Source organism: Campylobacter sp. 110 (assembly GCF_002383965.1).
Lineage (GTDB): Bacteria > Campylobacterota > Campylobacteria > Campylobacterales > Campylobacteraceae > Campylobacter_D > Campylobacter_D coli.
Genome location: NZ_NXBD01000034.1, coordinates 21,354 through 39,216, shown reverse-complemented (window position 1 = coordinate 39,216; position 17,863 = coordinate 21,354). Strand labels below are relative to the sequence as shown.

Annotated in this window: 21 protein-coding genes; 18 read left to right on the top strand and 3 right to left on the bottom strand. The window is 31.3% G+C overall.

Features of this window, described 5'->3' with window-relative positions; all coding sequences use genetic code 11:
• Positions 1-2: 2 nt before the first annotated feature.
• From carA to BGS43_RS03410, 14 genes are all read left to right on the top strand, one after another.
• Positions 3-1,121: a glutamine-hydrolyzing carbamoyl-phosphate synthase small subunit gene (gene carA, locus BGS43_RS03475; RefSeq protein ID WP_025399244.1), complete on the top strand. Its 1,119-nt coding sequence runs from the start codon at positions 3-5 to the stop codon at positions 1,119-1,121.
• Positions 1,118-1,789 carry a sulfite exporter TauE/SafE family protein gene (locus BGS43_RS03470; RefSeq protein WP_096568796.1) on the top strand — a complete coding sequence of 224 codons (672 nt, stop codon included), beginning with the start codon at positions 1,118-1,120 and terminating at the stop codon, positions 1,787-1,789. Before carA ends, BGS43_RS03470 begins: the two co-directional genes overlap by 4 nt.
• The gene (gene bumS, locus BGS43_RS03465; protein ID WP_096568793.1) at positions 1,790-3,004 is read left to right on the top strand and encodes a butyrate sensor histidiine kinase-like phosphatase BumS; all 1,215 of its coding nucleotides are present in this window, start codon (positions 1,790-1,792) and stop codon (positions 3,002-3,004) included.
• A 3-nt stretch (positions 3,005-3,007) separates the two neighbouring features.
• Positions 3,008-3,676, top strand: a complete 669-nt coding sequence (gene bumR, locus BGS43_RS03460) for a butyrate response regulator transcription factor BumR (RefSeq protein ID WP_002779334.1) — start codon at positions 3,008-3,010, stop codon at positions 3,674-3,676.
• 128 nt (positions 3,677-3,804) lie between these two features.
• The gene (ccoN, locus tag BGS43_RS03455; RefSeq protein ID WP_002781183.1) at positions 3,805-5,271 is read left to right on the top strand and encodes a cytochrome-c oxidase, cbb3-type subunit I; all 1,467 of its coding nucleotides are present in this window, start codon (positions 3,805-3,807) and stop codon (positions 5,269-5,271) included.
• Positions 5,272-5,283: 12 nt separating this feature from the next.
• Positions 5,284-5,949 (top strand): cytochrome-c oxidase, cbb3-type subunit II, encoded by a 666-nt coding sequence (ccoO, locus tag BGS43_RS03450; RefSeq protein ID WP_002779332.1) that lies wholly within the window; start codon positions 5,284-5,286, stop codon positions 5,947-5,949.
• Between the two features lie 4 nt (positions 5,950-5,953).
• Positions 5,954-6,217, top strand: a complete 264-nt coding sequence (locus BGS43_RS03445; RefSeq protein WP_002779331.1) for a cytochrome c oxidase, cbb3-type, CcoQ subunit — start codon at positions 5,954-5,956, stop codon at positions 6,215-6,217.
• Positions 6,217-7,080 carry a c-type cytochrome gene (locus tag BGS43_RS03440; protein WP_096568790.1) on the top strand — a complete coding sequence of 288 codons (864 nt, stop codon included), beginning with the start codon at positions 6,217-6,219 and terminating at the stop codon, positions 7,078-7,080. Before BGS43_RS03445 ends, BGS43_RS03440 begins: the two co-directional genes overlap by 1 nt.
• A complete protein-coding gene (locus BGS43_RS03435; protein WP_162829289.1) occupies positions 7,077-7,301 on the top strand; it encodes a DUF4006 family protein in 225 nt (74 codons plus the stop codon). Before BGS43_RS03440 ends, BGS43_RS03435 begins: the two co-directional genes overlap by 4 nt.
• Positions 7,298-7,399 carry a hypothetical protein gene (locus tag BGS43_RS03430; RefSeq protein WP_002779328.1) on the top strand — a complete coding sequence of 34 codons (102 nt, stop codon included), beginning with the start codon at positions 7,298-7,300 and terminating at the stop codon, positions 7,397-7,399. Before BGS43_RS03435 ends, BGS43_RS03430 begins: the two co-directional genes overlap by 4 nt.
• The gene (locus tag BGS43_RS03425) at positions 7,396-7,986 is read left to right on the top strand and encodes a hypothetical protein (protein ID WP_058001330.1); all 591 of its coding nucleotides are present in this window, start codon (positions 7,396-7,398) and stop codon (positions 7,984-7,986) included. Before BGS43_RS03430 ends, BGS43_RS03425 begins: the two co-directional genes overlap by 4 nt.
• Complete coding sequence (locus tag BGS43_RS03420; protein ID WP_002785857.1) at positions 7,979-8,503, top strand: FixH family protein; 525 nt, start codon at positions 7,979-7,981, stop codon at positions 8,501-8,503. Before BGS43_RS03425 ends, BGS43_RS03420 begins: the two co-directional genes overlap by 8 nt.
• Positions 8,500-10,866, top strand: coding sequence for a PD-(D/E)XK nuclease family protein (locus BGS43_RS03415; protein ID WP_096568788.1), 2,367 nt, complete (start codon positions 8,500-8,502; stop codon positions 10,864-10,866). The genes BGS43_RS03420 and BGS43_RS03415 overlap by 4 nt, the downstream gene beginning before the upstream one ends.
• A complete protein-coding gene (locus BGS43_RS03410) occupies positions 10,863-13,625 on the top strand; it encodes a RecB-like helicase (RefSeq protein ID WP_096568786.1) in 2,763 nt (920 codons plus the stop codon). The genes BGS43_RS03415 and BGS43_RS03410 overlap by 4 nt, the downstream gene beginning before the upstream one ends.
• Here the strand turns inward: BGS43_RS03410 and BGS43_RS10095 are convergent.
• The 3 genes from BGS43_RS10095 to BGS43_RS03400 all read right to left on the bottom strand — a co-directional run bounded on the left by BGS43_RS10095 (position 13,622) and on the right by BGS43_RS03400 (position 14,871).
• The gene (locus tag BGS43_RS10095; protein WP_002825687.1) at positions 13,622-13,939 is read right to left on the bottom strand and encodes a WG repeat-containing protein; all 318 of its coding nucleotides are present in this window, start codon (positions 13,937-13,939) and stop codon (positions 13,622-13,624) included. The genes BGS43_RS03410 and BGS43_RS10095 overlap by 4 nt on opposite strands.
• The gene (locus BGS43_RS10090) at positions 13,914-14,246 is read right to left on the bottom strand and encodes a zinc-ribbon domain-containing protein (RefSeq protein WP_223208717.1); all 333 of its coding nucleotides are present in this window, start codon (positions 14,244-14,246) and stop codon (positions 13,914-13,916) included. Before BGS43_RS10090 ends, BGS43_RS10095 begins: the two co-directional genes overlap by 26 nt.
• Before the next feature lie 64 nt (positions 14,247-14,310).
• A complete protein-coding gene (locus BGS43_RS03400) occupies positions 14,311-14,871 on the bottom strand; it encodes a molecular chaperone DnaJ (RefSeq protein WP_100223602.1) in 561 nt (186 codons plus the stop codon).
• Positions 14,872-15,236: 365 nt separating this feature from the next.
• Between BGS43_RS03400 and rplM the strand changes: the two genes are divergently transcribed.
• From rplM to BGS43_RS03380, 4 genes are all read left to right on the top strand, one after another.
• On the top strand, positions 15,237-15,662 hold the full coding sequence (rplM, locus tag BGS43_RS03395) for a 50S ribosomal protein L13 (protein ID WP_002779321.1): 426 nt from the start codon (positions 15,237-15,239) through the stop codon (positions 15,660-15,662).
• Between the two features lie 2 nt (positions 15,663-15,664).
• Positions 15,665-16,054 carry a 30S ribosomal protein S9 gene (rpsI, locus tag BGS43_RS03390; protein WP_002779320.1) on the top strand — a complete coding sequence of 130 codons (390 nt, stop codon included), beginning with the start codon at positions 15,665-15,667 and terminating at the stop codon, positions 16,052-16,054.
• Between the two features lie 122 nt (positions 16,055-16,176).
• On the top strand, positions 16,177-17,175 hold the full coding sequence (cadF, locus tag BGS43_RS03385) for a fibronectin-binding outer membrane protein CadF (RefSeq protein WP_002826028.1): 999 nt from the start codon (positions 16,177-16,179) through the stop codon (positions 17,173-17,175).
• Positions 17,175-17,813 (top strand): HAD family hydrolase, encoded by a 639-nt coding sequence (locus BGS43_RS03380; RefSeq protein WP_002826026.1) that lies wholly within the window; start codon positions 17,175-17,177, stop codon positions 17,811-17,813. The genes cadF and BGS43_RS03380 overlap by 1 nt, the downstream gene beginning before the upstream one ends.
• Positions 17,814-17,863 lie beyond the last annotated feature (50 nt).

Here is a 17,863-nt window from a genome sequence, read left to right as displayed (position 1 = left end):
TTATGAAAGCTTATATTTATATAGAAAATGATATTTTTTTAACTGCTAAGGCTTTTGGCAAGGGTGGAACTTTTTTTGGCGAGCTTGTATTTAATACTTCTTTAACGGGTTATCAAGAGATAATATCTGATCCTTCATATGCAGGACAATTTATCATTTTTTCTATGCCTGAAATAGGCATTGTAGGAACCAATGAAAATGACAACGAAAGTAAAGAAATTTTTGCAAGTGGCGTTTTAATGAGAGAATTAAGCCCTACTTTCTCTAATTTTCGTGCTCAAAAAAGCTTACAAGAATACTTAGAAGAACAAGGAAAAATAGGAGTTTATGGACTAGACACTCGCTATTTGGTAAAAATGCTAAGAGACAGCGGAAATTTAAGAGCAGTTATCTCAACTGAAATCTCTAGCAAAGAAGAATTAAAAGCAGCTTTGGAAAAATCTGCAAAAATAGATGAGATTAATTTTGTAAAAGAAGTAAGCACTAAAAAATCCTACGCTCACAAACATGGAGTTTGGAATAATGCTACCCAAAGTTACAATAAGGCTAAAAAAAATACAAAAAAAGTTGCTGTTATTGATTATGGTGTGAAAGCAAACATCCTCAATGAACTTGTGGAAGTGGGTTTAGAAGTAGAAGTTTTTCCTTATAATACCAAAGCAGAAGAACTTATCAAGCTTTATCAAAAAGGTCAAATTCAAGGTGTATTTCTTTCAAATGGACCAGGAGAGCCAAAAATTTTAAAACAAGAAATTGCTGAAATTAAAAAATTAGCCGAGGCTAAAATTCCTATGCTTGGAATTTGTTTAGGGCATCAGCTTTTAAGTAATGCTTTTGGTTATGAAACTTATAAAATGAAATTTGGACAACACGGAGCTAATCATCCTGTGATCAACTTAGAAAATAAAAGTGTTGAAATCACTGCTCAAAACCATAATTATAATGTTCCTGAAGAGCTTTGCGAAGTAGCAATTATAACGCATAGAAATCTTTTTGGAGATAATGTCGAGGGTGTAAGGTATAAAGACTATCCTATTATTTCGGTGCAGCACCATCCTGAAAGTTCATCAGGTCCGCACGAAAGTAAATATATTTTTAAAGAATTTATGAATTTAATGTGAATTTCCTTCCTCTAAATTTTGACTTTTTGGCTATATTTAGTGTAGCCTTTTTATCGAGCTTTGGACATTGCTATTCTATGTGTGGGGGATTTATTTTAGCTTTTATGAATTTAAATTCAACCCACAAAAATTTGTTTTTATTAACTTTTATTTATCAATTATTTAGAATTTTTTCTTATATTTTATTGGGAATAATCTTTGGGATATTTGGAAATTTATTAGCTATAAATGCCAAAATTCAAAGCTTATCCTTTTTTATACTCGGTGTGTTTATGGTAATTTTAGGTTTTTCTTTAATTTTTAGAGGTAAAATCCTTGCTTTTATCGAAAATCGCGCTTTTTTTGAGTATTTTATAAAAAAGATTATTAAAAAATCTATGGGTTTTAAGGGTGTAAAATCGGCAATGATTTTAGGTTTTGCTAATGGATTTGTTCCTTGTGGTTTGGTGTATTTTTTTCTAGCGAATGCAATGAGTAGGCAAAATGTTACAGAAAGCATTTTGGTTATGTTAGTTTTTGGTCTTTCAACCCTTCCAACAATGCTTTTTTTTGTCAAAATATCACAATATTTGGGTGTATTTTTGAAAAAAGTATTTAATTATTTATCTTATTTCATTATTGTAGCTTATGGAATAGGTTTAGCTTATATGGGTTTTAAGGCTTTTTAAATGGCAAATTCAGTTGCCGAGCAAGTTTTAAAAGTAATAGAAAAAAAGACAATTTTCTTTAAGATCAATTTGCAAGGTATAATTATCGATGCAAGTGAAAAATTTTGCAAGATAAGTGGTTATAGTAAAAAAGAGTTGATTGGAAAGCATCATTTTATTTTAAAACATCCTGATGTTAAAGAAAGTTATATCAATCAATTTTTAGGAAAACTTTGGCAAAAAGAAGCTTATTGGGTGGTTTTTAAAAATGTCGATAAGCTAGGCAAAACTTTTTATCTTGACGCATTTTTAATTCCTATTGTAGATAATAAGGGTGATTTAAATGAAATTATTGCTTTATCTTATGATATTAGCAATTCTTTTAAATTAAATGAAGAACTTGTATTAAATCATGCGAAATTGCGTGAAATTAGTGTAAATCTTGAAAAGACAGCTAAAGAGCGCAAGGAAGAATTTGCAAAACTAAGCAAAGATTTTGAGTATAAGCTTAAAGTTGCTTTAGAAAAAAATGAGAAAGATACAAAAAAGATTTATAAAGAAATTTTAAATTCTTCTATAGAGCAGATGATTAGCGATATTGCACATCAGTGGAGACAACCTCTAAATGAGCTTGGTATTGCTATGTTTCAAATGAAACAAAATGTTCAAGATGAGAAGGGTTTTACCGAAATTTATCTACAATCTAAAAGTACGATAAAAAATATGTCAGAAACAATTGATATTTTTAGAACTTTATTTAAAAATAATGAAAACGAAAAAAATCATGTTTCTTTAAGAGAAATTTTAAATAAGGTAATTGGCATTGCTTTTGAAACCATAGAAAAACATCAAGTTAATATTCGAATAATCTCAAAAACAGATTATAGAGTTATAGCGCATGAGAATGACCTAATGAGAGTTTTTTTAAATTTAATTATAAATTCCATAGAGGCATTTAAGACTCAAAAAGTAAAAAATATTATATTTAGTTTTTCCAAATTTGGAAAAAATTATATTAAAGTCAAGGTTAAGGATAATGCAGGCGGGGTTGATGAAAATATTTTAGACAAAATTTTTCAACCCTATATTACAACTAAACATCCTAGTCAAGGTATAGGAGCGGGACTTTACATCAGCAAGCAAATCGTAGAGAGTTTTGGTGGAAAAATTCAAGTTAAAAATATAAAAGATGGTGCTTGTTTTGAGATATATTTAAAGTTGCAAGAGGGGAATTAAATTATGAAAGAATTGGTTATATTGGTTGTAGAAGATGAAGTAAAAATTAGAGAATCACTTGTTAATGTTTTATCTTCTCGTTACAGCAAGGTAATAGGCGCGCAAAATGGTGATGAGGGTTTAAAGAAATTTAAAAAATTTAAGCCCGATTTGATTATTACAGATATTGCTATGCCTATCATGGATGGGCTTGATATGGCAAAAGAAATTAAAGAAATAGCAAATGATGTTCCTATTGTAGTACTCAGTGCTTATTCGGAAAAAGAAAGATTGTTGCGTTCTATTGATATAGGTATAGATAAATATTTAATCAAACCTGTAGATGTAGATGAACTTTTTAAAGTTTTGGATTATTTAGTGGGTGAAAAGATAGAAACTAACGCGCTTGTTGATATTTCTAAAGAGTATCAATTCAATAAGACTAAAAGAATATTAATCCATAAAGGACAAGAAATTGTTTTAACCAAAAAAGAGCTTGCTTTTATTTCATTGCTTTTAAAGCAGCCTGGGGTTTTGGTATTGCATGAAGATATTAAGAAAAATGTTTGGATAGGTGAGCATGTTAGCGATACTGCGGTTAGAACTTTTATAAAAAGAGTAAGAGATAAAGTTGGAGAAAAATTTATTAAAAATGTTCCAGGTTTGGGATATAAAATCAATATAGAAAATTAGGACAAAAAAATTCCTTAAAATATAAAAAATAACAAATGATTAACAAAAATATTGGCTTTAAGAAAAAATGTATAATTAATAGTCTATAATATAAACTTGTTATCTTAAAAATTTTAAGGAGAAAGTCGATGCACCCAGGTAATGCATTAAATTACGACTATACGGTTGCAAAATACTTTATGTTTGCGACTATATTGTTCGGGATTGTAGGTATGGCTATAGGAACTCTTATAGCTTTTCAAATGGCATATCCTAATCTAAACTATTTAGCAGGCGAATATGCTACTTTTTCAAGACTTAGACCGCTTCATACTTCTGGTGTGATTTTTGGTTTTATGCTTTCAGGGATTTGGGCAACTTGGTATTATATAGGACAGCGTGTTCTTAAAGTAAGTATGGCTGAATCCAAATTTCTAATGGCTATAGGCAAGCTTCATTTTTGGCTTTATATGATTACCATGATTGTAGCTGTAATTTCTTTATTTGCAGGTGTAAGTACCTCTAAAGAGTATGCTGAACTTGAGTGGCCTTTAGATATTCTTGTTGTGCTTATTTGGGTTTTATGGGGTGTAAGCATTTTTGGACTTATTGGAATTCGCCGTGAAAAAACCCTTTATATTTCTCTTTGGTATTACATAGCTACATTTTTAGGTATTGCTATGCTTTATCTTTTTAACAATATGGCAGTTCCAACTTATTTTGTTGCAGAAATGGGTAAATGGTGGCATAGTGTATCTATGTATGCAGGGACAAATGATGCTTTAGTTCAATGGTGGTATGGGCACAATGCGGTTGCTTTTGTATTTACTGTGGGTATTATTGCTCAAATTTATTATTTCTTACCAAAAGAAAGCGGTCAGCCGATTTTCTCTTATAAACTTTCTTTATTTGCGTTTTGGGGCTTGATGTTTGTTTATCTTTGGGCAGGTGGACATCACTTGATTTATTCAACTGTGCCTGATTGGATGCAAACTATGGGTTCGGTTTTCTCTATCGTGCTTATCTTACCTTCTTGGGGTTCAGCGATAAATATCTTACTTACTATGAAGGGTGAATGGAGTCAACTTCGTGAAAGTCCTTTGATTAAATTTATGATTTTAGCATCAACTTTCTATATGTTCTCAACACTTGAAGGCCCAATTCTTTCAATTAAATCAGTAAATGCTCTAGCTCACTTTACAGATTGGATTCCAGGACATGTTCATGATGGAACTTTAGGTTGGGTTGGTTTTATGACTATGGCAGCACTTTATCATATGACTCCTAGAATATTTAGAAGAGAGCTTTATAGCAAATCTTTAATGGAAGCACAATTTTGGATTCAAACTACAGGTATAGTGCTTTATTTTGCTTCTATGTGGATAGCAGGTATCACTCAAGGTATGATGTGGAGAGCTACAGATGAATACGGCAACTTGCTTTACAGCTTTATTGACACTGTTGTAGCTATTATACCTTATTATTGGATTAGGGCAATTGGTGGTTTATTATATCTTATAGGATTTTTCATGTTTACTTATAATATTTATAAATCAATTGCTTGTGGAAAAGTGCTTGATAAAGAGCCAAAAAGTGCTTCGCCTATGGCTGCATAAAAAGGAGAGAAAATGTTTAGTTGGTTAGAAAAAAATCCATTCTTTTTTGCTGTGGCTGTTTTTATTGTGATTGCTTATGCGGGGATCATTGAAGTGTTGCCAAATTTCGCAGAAAATGCAAGACCTATAGAGGGAAAAAAACCTTATACAGTTTTACAACTTGCAGGACGCCAAATTTATATCAAAGATAGCTGTAATGCTTGTCATTCACAGCTTATTCGTCCTTTTAAATCTGAAACTGATCGTTATGGTATGTATTCTGTCAGTGGCGAATTTGCTTATGATAGACCTTTTCTTTGGGGTTCAAAAAGAACAGGTCCTGATTTAATGCGTGTTGGAAATTATAGAACTACAGACTGGCATGAAAACCATATGTGGGATCCTGTTTCAGTTGTTCCAAATTCTATTATGCCTGCTTATAAGCATATGTTTAAAAACAATGCCGACATGGAAACTGCTTATGCAGAAGCTTTAACTGTTAAAAAAGTGTTTAATGTCCCTTATGATACTGAAAATGGAACCAAGTTAGGTACTTGGGAAGAAGCACAAGCTGAAATAAAAGCCGAAGCACAAGCTATAGTTGATCAAATGAAAAATCAAGAGGTAAAAGATGCTTTTGCTAGGGGCGAGATTAAAGAAATCGTTGCTTTAATCGCTTATTTAAATAGCTTAAAGTAAAAATATGGAACATTTAGTGATTATTTGGAATGTGATTAAAAATTTGGTCACTTTGAATTTATCAGCAGTGCAAAAACATGAATGGGAAATTTTTCAAGGTTATGGATTTTTTCTATTTGTAATGTTTTTATCAATAGTATTGTATTCTTATTGGTATCATCTTTATAGGGCAGAAAAAAAAGGCGAGAGAAATTATGAAAAATATGCAAATCTCGCTTTGAGCGATGATATCGATGATAGTGTTTTAGAAAGTAAAAGGAGTGCTTGATGCAATGGTTAAATTTGCGAGATAATGTTAATTTATTATCTTTCATTGGAGCGATTCTTATTATATTGATTACTCTTGTAGTCGTTGGTAGAATGTTTAAATATATGAAAGAGAAAAAAGGTGAGGCAGAATTAAGTGAGCATAGCTGGGATGGCATAGGAGAATATAAAAATGCGATTCCAATAGGCTGGGCTGTTATATTCTTTCTTACCATAGTATGGGCAGTTTGGTATTTTTTATGGGGATATCCTTTAAATTCTTACTCAAGTATAGGTGAGTACAACGAAGAAGTTAAGGCTTATAATACTAAATTTGAAGAAAAATTCCAAAACTTATCTACTGAAGATAAGGTAGCTATGGGACAAAATATCTTTTTGGTTCAATGCTCTGCTTGTCATGGAATTACTGGTGATGGTATCAATGGAAAAGCTCAAAATTTAAATATTTGGGGTAGCGAAGAGGGTTTAATCGATGCGATTAAACATGGTGCAAAAGGTATGAATTTCCCAGGTGGAGAAATGCCTGCTGCTGCGGATTTGGGAATTGCTGAAGAAGATATTCCTGCGATTGCTGCTTATGTAGCAAAAGAGCTTTCTGCTATCAAGAAAACTTCTAATGAAAATTTGGTTGCTAAAGGAAAAGAGGCTTATGCAACTTGTGCAGCTTGCCATGGTGAAGATGGAAAAGGCCAAGATGGAATTTTCCCTGATCTTACAAAATACGGCTCAGCAGCATTTGTTGTAGATGTTTTACATAGTGGTAAAACAGGCTTTATTGGAGCTATGCCAGCATTTTCTATATTGAATGATACTCAAAAAGAAGCTGTTGGTGAGTATGTAATTTCTCTTTCAAGGGGTGAATAATGGAAAACACTAATAGATGCGTATTTTCTCTTTCAGGTGTTACGGGTATGCTGATTGCTACCGTTTTATTGCTTGCAATTTTAGTAGGTTTAACCATTTGGGGTCTTAAAGCTCAACAAGAAGTAATGCAACAGCCCTACAGCCTTAAAGATATCCAAAATGTTAAAATGCTTGGTTCAAAAGAACAAGATCATAAAAGCATAGGAGGGACAGCGCAATGAGTAAAGTTTTAGAATATTTGATTGTTATTGGCTTAGTTGTGACTGCTGCGATTACTGCATGGTCGGTTTTAACTGCAAACCATCTTCATATAGGATGAGAAAAATACTACAGGATGGCTTATTAGCCATCTTTTTATTTTTTATACCTGTGCAAATTCTTGCCCTTGAGCCTGTAGTTTTTAATGAAAATGTACTTAACCAAAAAGTTGTTGATGAGATTAATCTTATCGGTAAAGAACTTCAAGAAAAAAGCGGAATTTTTGCCGGCGTAGCAATTGGCGATAAGAGCGATTTTCAAACTTTATTAGACTTACATAAGCAACTCCCACAATCTTATGTTTTGCTTGTTTTATCTAAAAATTCTCATAAAGTCGATATCATAGGTTCTAAAGGAGCTTTAACTTTAATCGATAAAGAAGCCATACTCAGTCCTTATCCAGGAACAGGATCTATTTTGCCTATTTTAGCGACCAATAAAGGCGATATTTATAATGCGGCTATTTTAAATGGCTATGGAGATATGGTTGATCGTTTAGCACAAGCTAGAGGGATTGAATTGCAACACTCTATAGGCAATGCAAACCGCGATACTATCAATATTTTAAGAATTTTAATCTATGGCTTTATTTGCTTTGCGTTGTTATACTACGCTCAAAGAAGAATGAAAAGGAAGAAAAATGCTTGAAAGTAAAAAAACCTTTTGGCCTTATGGAATTTTAATTTCGATTTTTGCTATTGTGGTTGCTTGCGTGGCAACTATTATAGTGGCAAGCAATTATCCTGTATATGAGGATGATTTTTATTTTGACTCTTACCAAAATGTTGAAAATAATTATAATATTATCCAAAAACAACAAGAGCAATTTGATACCTTGTTTAAGGTTGAATTTCAAAATGATAAGATTGATTTGATTGGTAAAAGAAAGATTGCAAGTTATACAATCAGTGCAGATTCTTATCTAGCGCAATTTAAAATAACAGCCTTAAACGATCAAGCAAATATACAAAATTTAAAGAGTGAAATTTTACTTACAAGACCTCACACAAGAGAATTTGATCAAAAACTTTTAGGGCAAATTCAAGATGGAGTTTTAAGTGTATCCTTGCCTCAGCTTGAAAAAGGCAGATGGCAGTTAAAAATCAAACTTAGCACAGATGATGAAATAACAGGCTTTTTTAGCTATGAATTAAATGCTCAATGATACTAAGAATATTTAGTTCCTCAAGAAAGATTAAAGAATATCAAGAAAAAGCAAAGGCTAAAAATGCTTTACTTGATTCTGCTTTACTTGTATCAGATTTTTTAGATCGAGTATGCGTGGTAAATTCTTTTAAAGCAAGCTCTTATGAGAGCTTGCTTTTAATGCAAGAAGCTTGTTTAAAAAGTAAAGATTTAGAAAAAAAACTAGGTATTTCAGCTGAATTTTTTGCTTTTTTGAAAAATAACGAATACCTTTTTTCTTTTTTTAAAGAATTAAGTTTAGAAAAAAAAAGTATACAAGATCTTAAAAACAATGACTATTACGCAACTTATAATGAGCATTTAGAAATTTTAGACGAGGTTTATACAAATTATCTTCTTTTGCTTAAGCAACACAATTTATACGATGATTTATCCTTAGCTCAAGAATATAAACTTAATTTAGATTTTTTAAACGAATACGAAAGTATATATTATGATTTACAAGGTTTTTTAAGCAAATTTGAAGAGGATTTGTTGTGTGAGATTTCTAAAATCAAAAGCACAATCATAAGCTTTAAAACAAGCAAATTTAATCTTGAATACCTACTAGAACTTGACTTTTTAAAAGATATACACTTGGAACTTGATATGTTTTATGAAGTCAATCTTTCACAAAAAAAGATTTTAAAACAAGAAAAACTTTCAAATCCTAACACTTTAGTCAAGCTAAAGGCTTTTGAGCTTAGGTCTTTACAATGTGCTTTTGTTATGGATGAAATTTCTAATTTTGTCCGAGCAGGAATAGATCCTGAAAAGATAGCTGTTATCACTCCTGATGAAAGTTTTTGTGAGCTTTTAAAACTTTTTGATAAAAACAATATGTTAAATTTTGCTAGTGGAGTAAGCATTAAAGAAAGTTTGTTTTATCAAAAGATCAAAGCCTTATATAATGGAGCAAATTCAGACGCTTTTATCTATAAGATAGATGAGAATTATTTCGAACAAGAAAAAATGATTTTTGATTATCATAATACTTTGTTGCATTATTTAGAACTTCAATTTGAAGATTTTAGAACTCGCTTTGATCAAATTTGTGATTTGCAGTATTTTGAAAATTTAATCCACAGTTTTTTAAAAGATGAAAGTCAAGAGCTTATGAATTTGGTGCAAAAAGAGCTTTGTTTTATAAAGGACTTGCTCAAAAACAAATCCTTAAAGCTTAAAGAACTCATGCAACTTTTTTTCATGCAATTAGATCAAATAAAGCTAAGTTATGTGGGTGGTGGAAAAGTCACTGTTATGGGACTTTTAGAAAGCAGGGGACTTAGTTTTGATGGTGTTGTCATACTTGATTTTAATGAAGATTTTGTTCCTAAAAGAAGTATTAATGAGTTGTTTTTAAACAATGAAGTGCGTAAAAAAGCAGGGCTTATAAGCTATGAAAGAAGAGAGAATTTACAAAGACTTTATTATGAAAATTTGATGAAAAATGCTAAAAAACTTAGCATTAGTTTTGTGGAGAATGAAGAGCAAACTCGATCGCGTTTTTTAGATGAGCTTGATTTTAATTTTTTTGAAGAAAAAACCACACCTTCTAAAGCCTATTTAAATGCTTTAAAACTCGACTATCAAGGCGTAGAGTTAAATTTAAATCCTATAAAAGTACCTGTTTTAAAACACGATATTTTCGAAAAAGAATTATCGTTTAGTCGTTTGAATTTATTTTTATATCAAAAAAGAACTTATTTTTATCGCTATATTTTAGAATTACCTGAGCCTAGGGCTTTAAATGATGAAAGCAAGGCTAAAAATCAAGGAAATTTTATCCATAAAATGCTCGAGCTTTATTATAAGAATTATTCTAAAAATAATTTTAACCTAAAAATTTTCAATGATTTGTTAGAGCAAGAATATCCAAAATACAGCATTAGCGAACTTGAGCTTGAAATTTTTAAATTAAAATTTATACAATTTGCCGAAAATGAAAAAGAGCATTTTAAATTAGGTTATAAGGTGATTGAGCAAGAAGAGGAACATCATAAAGCTTTAAATATCCAAAATCATACGATCAGGCTTAAGGGTATTGTTGATCGTATTGATAAGCTTGAGGATAAACATTTTATCATTGATTATAAAAGTGGAAAAGTCCCTGAAAAATCCTTTCAGCTAGCTTTTTATAAGGCTTTATGCGATGAAAATGCGGAAGCAAAATTTTATGATTTAAATCAAATGCAATTTGTTGAAGAAAAGGCCAAAAGCTTGGATGAGCTTAAAGAATGTCTAAAAGATTTGCTTGAGCAAAGAGAAGAAGAGATTGAATTTGAAAACGATAAAGATGAGTATTGCCCTTATAAAATCATCTACAAAAAGGATTTTAGATGAAATTTAAGCCTTTTTTAGCCTTAGAAGCAAGCGCAGGAAGCGGTAAAACTTTTGCCTTAAGTGTGCGTTTTGTGGCTCTTATTTTACAAGGAGCAAAAATAAATGAAATTTTAGCTCTAACTTTTACCAAAAAAGCAAGCAACGAAATGAAAAAAAGGATTATCGAAACTTTTTTAAATTTGGAAAAAGAAAGTAAAAAAAGCGAGTGTAAAGAGCTTTGTGAGCTTTTAGGGTGCGAAGAAGACGAGCTGATATTTTTAAGAGATAAGAAAAAACAAGAGTTTTTAAGACAAGAGCTTAAGATAAGCACATTTGATTCTTTTTTTAGTCGAATTTTAAGAGCCTTTGCTTTAAATTTGGGATTAAGTAGTGATTTTGATACAAGTGAAGAAAAGCTCGATGTTAGGGCTGTTTTTTTAAAATTACTCAACCGCCAAGAATTAAAAGATTTAGCTTATTATAAGGTGAGTTTAGAAGATAATCATGATTTTTTTGAAGAGCTTGAGAATTTCTATGAAAATGCGTATTTTAAAGAATGCGTAAGGATTCCTAATCCTTCAAAAGCTTCTATCAATCAAGCCTATGATGATTTAAGGGTTTATTGTTTAAGCTTAGATCATGTCAAAGGATATAAATATTTATGCACGCATTTTAAAGATGAAGTGCTTCAATTAAGCCAATTTGCAAAGTCAGATCTTTTGAATTTAACAGGTGCTCCAAAATACTTGCAAGAATTAGAAGATAGCGATGTTAAATTCAGCCAAAAAAGAAAAGCATTCATCAAAGCTTTAGATGCTTATGCTAAAGAGCTTGAAGAATATAAGATCGCAAATTTAATGAATCTTTTAAGCCATTTTAGCAAGGCTAAAGATATCATCCAAAAAGATAAAAATACTTTAAGCTTTAGCGATATTAGCCGAAGGGTGCTAGATCTTATCAGAAGTGATTTTAAAGATATGATTTATTTTCGCTTGGATGGCTATATTTCTCATTTATTAATCGATGAATTTCAAGATACTAGCGTGGTGCAGTATCAAATTTTAAGACCTTTGATCGCCGAGCTTGTTTCGGGCGAGGGCGTGAAGAAAAATAGAACCTTTTTTTATGTGGGCGATAAAAAACAAAGTATCTATCGTTTTAGAAAGGGCAAAAAAGAACTTTTTGATTTGTTGCAAACTGAATTTAAACAAATTCAAAAAGATCAACTCACGATCAATTACCGCTCTAAACAAATTTTGGTTGATTTTGTCAATAAAACCTTTCAAAGCAAGATTAAAGACTACACCCCTCAACTTTCTTTAGAAAGCAAAAAAGGTGGCTTTGTGCGTGTGATCGAGTCGCAAGAAACAAAGGTGGATAAAGATCAAGCTAAAGAAATTCAAGATAAAACCCTAGAAGCTTTGCTAGAGCAGCTTAAATTTTTAAAAAGTAAAAATATCATTTATGATGATATTTGCATTTTGTGTTGGAAAAATAACGATGCGGATATGATTTTGGATTTTTTACACGAGCAAGATATCCCAGCCTTTACTCAAAGTAATATTTTACTCGAAAATAAAGCCTGCATAAGAGTGCTTTTAGAATACGCTAAATACTGCATTTTTGGCGATAAGTTTTACTTGCATTTTTTAAAAGAAATGTTAGGTTTTGAGCCTTTGAAATTAAAGCTTGATTTGGCAAAAAGTGCTGTGCAAAATGTGCTTTATTTGATCAAAGAATTAAAACTTGATCTTAATGATATGGCTTTGATTCAGTTTATAGAATACGCTAAAAGCAAGGATGATTTTTTAAAGCTTTTGTTTGAGCCTTGCACTTTAAAAATTATGAGTGAGCAAAATAGAGGTATAAATATCATGACTGTGCACAAATCCAAGGGCTTGGAATTTGATCATGTGATTTTACTTGATAGTCTTTCAAAAAACAATCCCAACAATAAAACCATAATGCTTGAGTACGATATCGATCAAGGTTGGGAGCTTCACATAAAAGATAGCTACCGAAAAGCGACTCAAGAGAGCGAATATAAAGCTTTTATAGATAAAATCACAAAAGCAGATTACGAAGATGATATCAATAAGCTTTATGTTGCTTTTACAAGAGCAAAAGACAATCTTATCATCATCAAAAGAAATGCCTCGTTTCAAAATGGCAACTATCCAAGCTATTTAAACACTATGCTTGATATTGAAATTCAAGAATTAGGCGAGATAGAAATTCAAACCAATAACACCCCCTTGCCTCAAAAAGAAAGCTTTCAAGCCTTAATGGAATTTGAAAAAATTCCTTTACAGGATATAGAAAGAAAAGAAAATACAAGCTCGGATGAAATTTATTTTGGAAATGCTTTTCACTTTTTTATGCAGAATTTAAAGCTTCCACAAGGAGAAAATTTTGACATTCTTTGTCAGAAGGCGAGTGGTAAATTTAGACATTTTTTAAATCACGATGATTTTGAAAAGCTTTTTAAAAGGATAAAAAATTTACTTGCTAATGCCCAATTTCAAAAACTCATCGAAAATAAAAAATTACTCAAAGAGCAAGCTTTGAGTTTTCAAGGTGAGATCAAACAGCTTGATTTACTTGCTTTGGGTGAAGATGAAGCCATCATTATAGATTATAAAACAGGTTTGAATTTCAACAAACACAAAGAGCAGGTTTTGCTTTATAAAGAAGCTATCGAGAAGATTTTGGCTAAGAAATCAACTCAAGCTTTTTTAGTCTATGTTTTAGAAGATAAGGTGGAGATAATAGAGATTTAATAGTCTATATCATCAAATTCAGGCTTTGCTATAATTTTTCCACTTTTATCTATAAAACCAATTTTTCCATTTAACCCAACTCTTGCCAATCCTTCGCTAAAGGTCGAAGCACTATCAAATTCAGGCTTTGCTATAAATTCCCCGTTTTCATCTAAGAAGCTCCACTGTCCATCGATTTTTACTTTTATTAAATCACCGCTTACAAAGATACTAGCAAAACAAGCTTTACCATCTCCATCATCGCATTTTTCTTTATAGATGGTTTGGAGCGTTTTGCAGCTATTTTCATCATCGTAGTGGCATTTTTTCCTCAAGTTTGCTTATATACATTCTACTGTATTTTCCACCATAAAAATACTGATATATACTTACCAAAGCTATCAAAAATAAAACCACCATGCTAATTATGATTTTGCTTTTGTGTTTTGTGATAAATTCTTTTCTTTGTTTGAGCCATTTTTCTTTTTCTTCTTGAGCCATTTTTCTTTTCTCTTCTTCTAGTCTTCTTTTTTCTTCTAGTTTTTCTTCTGCTTGCGGATCGTATAAATCACTATTTCCACACTCTTTGCAGAATTTAGCTACATCTAAATTTTTTGTATTGCAATGATTACAAATAAGCATTATACACCCCTTGTTTCTTTGATGATTTCATAAGCTAAATTGATCTTTTTCATCATCTCTTGAGCTATTTTAAAAGTTCAGGTGGAAGTTCTTTGGAGTAGAGATTGTCATAGTGGTACTCTTTGGCTAATTTTCTATAATTTTTCTTGATAGTTTCAAAATCATCCTTAGGATGAGAATTTAAAATTTCATAAGCTTGTTCGAGAGTGATTGTAAATTTGTCTTCTTTTGGTTGTTCTTGCTGTGCTTTTTCATGAGTAAAATTATAAATTTGTTCATATTTTAGCTTTACTTCTCTAAATTTTATAAGGTTTAATCCAAGTCCTACGATGATATTTTCCATAAGAGCATTTTCATTTGCGCTCATTTTTGCATCATAATATATCAAATCAAGCAGTAAACATATGAGAAAATCGATTTCTTTCTCGTAAAATCTTGCACTAGTGCAAAGTTCATGGATACTTCTGCCTTGATTTTTTTCATACTCAAAAATGCTTGCATAAGTATTTCTAAATCCACTGTATTCTTTAGAATAAAACATCTCTATCTTATCGAACAAAGAAGATATAAATTTGGATAAATCTTTTGTGATGATTTTATCATCTGCTTTTGCAACTTTTGCCAAAAGCGCTACTATGATAGCGGGATTTTTACTGTAAATATAATCAAGCCTTTGTCTTGCGGGATGATTTAATTCTTTTCCACAAAATATACAAAATTTAGCATCTTCTTCAGGGTTTATCTTAAGACAATTTTTACATTAAAGATACTCTTGAATTTTAAATTTTAAAGAAAACAAAATAAAACCTTATTTTTAATATAATAAAAAGTAATTTTAACAAGGATATACTTAAAATGTAATATTTTATCTGTGCTAGCGAGATAAAAATAAAAAGGCTACTAAACTTTAAATATTCTTAAATTAAGTATTATTTAAGTAAAAATAATTATAATCTCATTTTTAAAAAATTTTTGGCAAAGGTAAAAATTATGACAAAGATAACAAAGCCAAACGAAGTTAAACGAGAATGGATTGTTTTAGACGCAGAAGGCAAACGCTTTGGTCGTCTTTTAACTGAAGTAGCAACAATTTTAAGAGGTAAAAACAAACCCTGCTTTACTCCTAATGTTGATTGTGGTGATTATGTGATTATCATCAATGCTTCAAAAGCTGTATTTACAGGTGCAAATAAAGCAGAAGATAAGCTTTATCACAGACATTCAGGATATTTTGGAAGCGTAAAAAGTGAAAAATTCGGAGATTTACTTGAAAAAAATCCTGCAAAATTATACAAATTAGCAGTTAGAGGTATGCTTCCTAAAACAAATTTGGGTAGAGCAATGCTTAAAAAATTAAAAATTTATGCGGGTAGTGAGCACCCACACACTGCGCAAATTGCTAAAGAAGGAAAATAATCATGGCAACAACATATGCAACAGGTAAAAGAAAAACTGCTATAGCAAAAGTATGGGTAAAACCAGGTAGCGGTAAAATCAGCGTTAATGGTATCGATTTAAATACTTGGCTTGGTGGACATGAAGCGATCAAACTTAAAGTAGTTCAGCCTTTACTTGTAACTAAGCAAGAAACTTCAATGGATATCAAAGCAACGACTTTAGGTGGTGGTTATAGTGCTCAAGCAGAAGCTTTAAGACACGGAATTTCAAGAGCTTTAGCGGCTATGGATGCTGATTTTAGAGCTTTATTAAAACCTAAAGGACTTCTTACTAGAGATAGCAGAACTGTTGAGCGTAAAAAATATGGACGCCGCAAAGCAAGAAGAAGCCCACAATTCTCTAAACGTTAATCTTTGGCGGGATTTTCCCGCTTTTTATATTTTATCTCTATATTACTATTTATTTTTTTTATATTTTATGATATAATTGAACTTCGTACTGCTTAAGTGAATTTATCTATGAAAGGCTTTTGATGAGAAAGTTATTGCTATGTTTAGGGTTGGCAAGCGTTTTATTTGGTGCAGATAACAATGTAAAATTTGAAATTACTCCTACTTTGAATTACAATTATTTTGAAGGTAATTTAGATATGGATAATCGCTATGCACCAGGGATTAGACTAGGGTATCATTTTGATGATTTTTGGCTTGATCAATTAGAACTAGGTTTAGAACATTACTCGGATGTAAAATATACAAATTCTACTCTTACCACCGATATTACTAGAACTTATTTGAGTGCTATTAAAGGCATTGATTTGGGTGAGAAATTTTATTTTTATGGTTTAGCTGGTGGGGGATACGAGGATTTTTCTAAAGGCGCTTTTGATAATAAAAGTGGAGGATTTGGCCATTATGGAGCAGGTTTAAAATTTCGCCTTAGTGATTCTTTAGCTTTAAGACTTGAAACAAGAGATCAAATTTCTTTCCATGATGCAGATCATAGTTGGGTTTCAACTTTGGGCATTAGTTTTGGTTTTGGCGCTAAGCAAGAAAAAGTTGTAGTGGAGCAAACAAAAGAAGTGGTTAGCAAACCTCAAGTTGTAACCCCTGCTCCAGCTCCTGTAGTTTCACAATCAAAATGTCCTGAAGAACCAAGAGAGGGTGCTTTGTTGGATGAGAATGGTTGCGAAAAAACAATTTATTTAGAGGGACATTTTGATTTTGATAAAGTAAATATCAACCCAGCCTTTGAAGAACAAATCAAAGAAATTGCTCAAATTTTAGATGAAAATGTAAGATATGATACTATTTTAGAGGGTCATACTGATAATATAGGTTCTAGATCATACAATCAAAAGCTTTCAGAAAGACGCGCTAACAGCGTTGCAAAAGAGCTTGAAAAATTCGGTGTAGATAAAAGTCGTATCCAGACAGTTGGTTATGGTCAAGATAAGCCACGCTCGAGCAATGACACTAAAGAGGGTAGAGCAGATAATAGAAGAGTAGAGGCTAAATTTATTTTAAATTAATGAAAAAGACTATTTTATTTGACTTAGATGGCACTTTGATTGATTCTACTGATGCTATCTTAAATTCTTTCCAAGGAGCTTTTAAAATCCTTGGATTAACTCCAAAAAATAACGAAGAGATTAAAAATCTTATAGGCTATCCTTTAGAGCATATGTTTAAATTTCTTTACCATGAAAAAGCGCATTTGAGTCAAGAATTTGTTCTAGCTTATCGTGAAATTTATTCACAGATTTATTTAGAGCAGACTACTCTTTTGCCTAAGGCAAAAGAAGCTTTAGAATTAGCTTTTGAAATTGCGGACTTAGGTATAGTGACAACTAAGGGTGGAAAATTTACTCCCTTGTTGTTAGAGCATTTAGGAGTGAAAAAATTCTTTAAAACTTTAATAACACTTGAAGATGTAACAAATCCAAAACCTCATGCAGAACCCATACTTTTAGCCTTAGAAAAAATGCAAAAAACTAAAGAAAATGCCTATATGATAGGCGATACGATCTTAGATATCCAAGCAGCAATGGCAGCAAATATTACCCCCTTAGCTTTAAGTTGTGGTTATGGAGATGAAGATGAGTTAAAACGCTATTCTATAGTATTTCCAAGTGCCTATAAATCGGTTTTATATATAAAAAATGATTAAACTAACTTCAAGTTTTTGTTAAACGCCTTTTAAGAGAATTTATAGTAAAT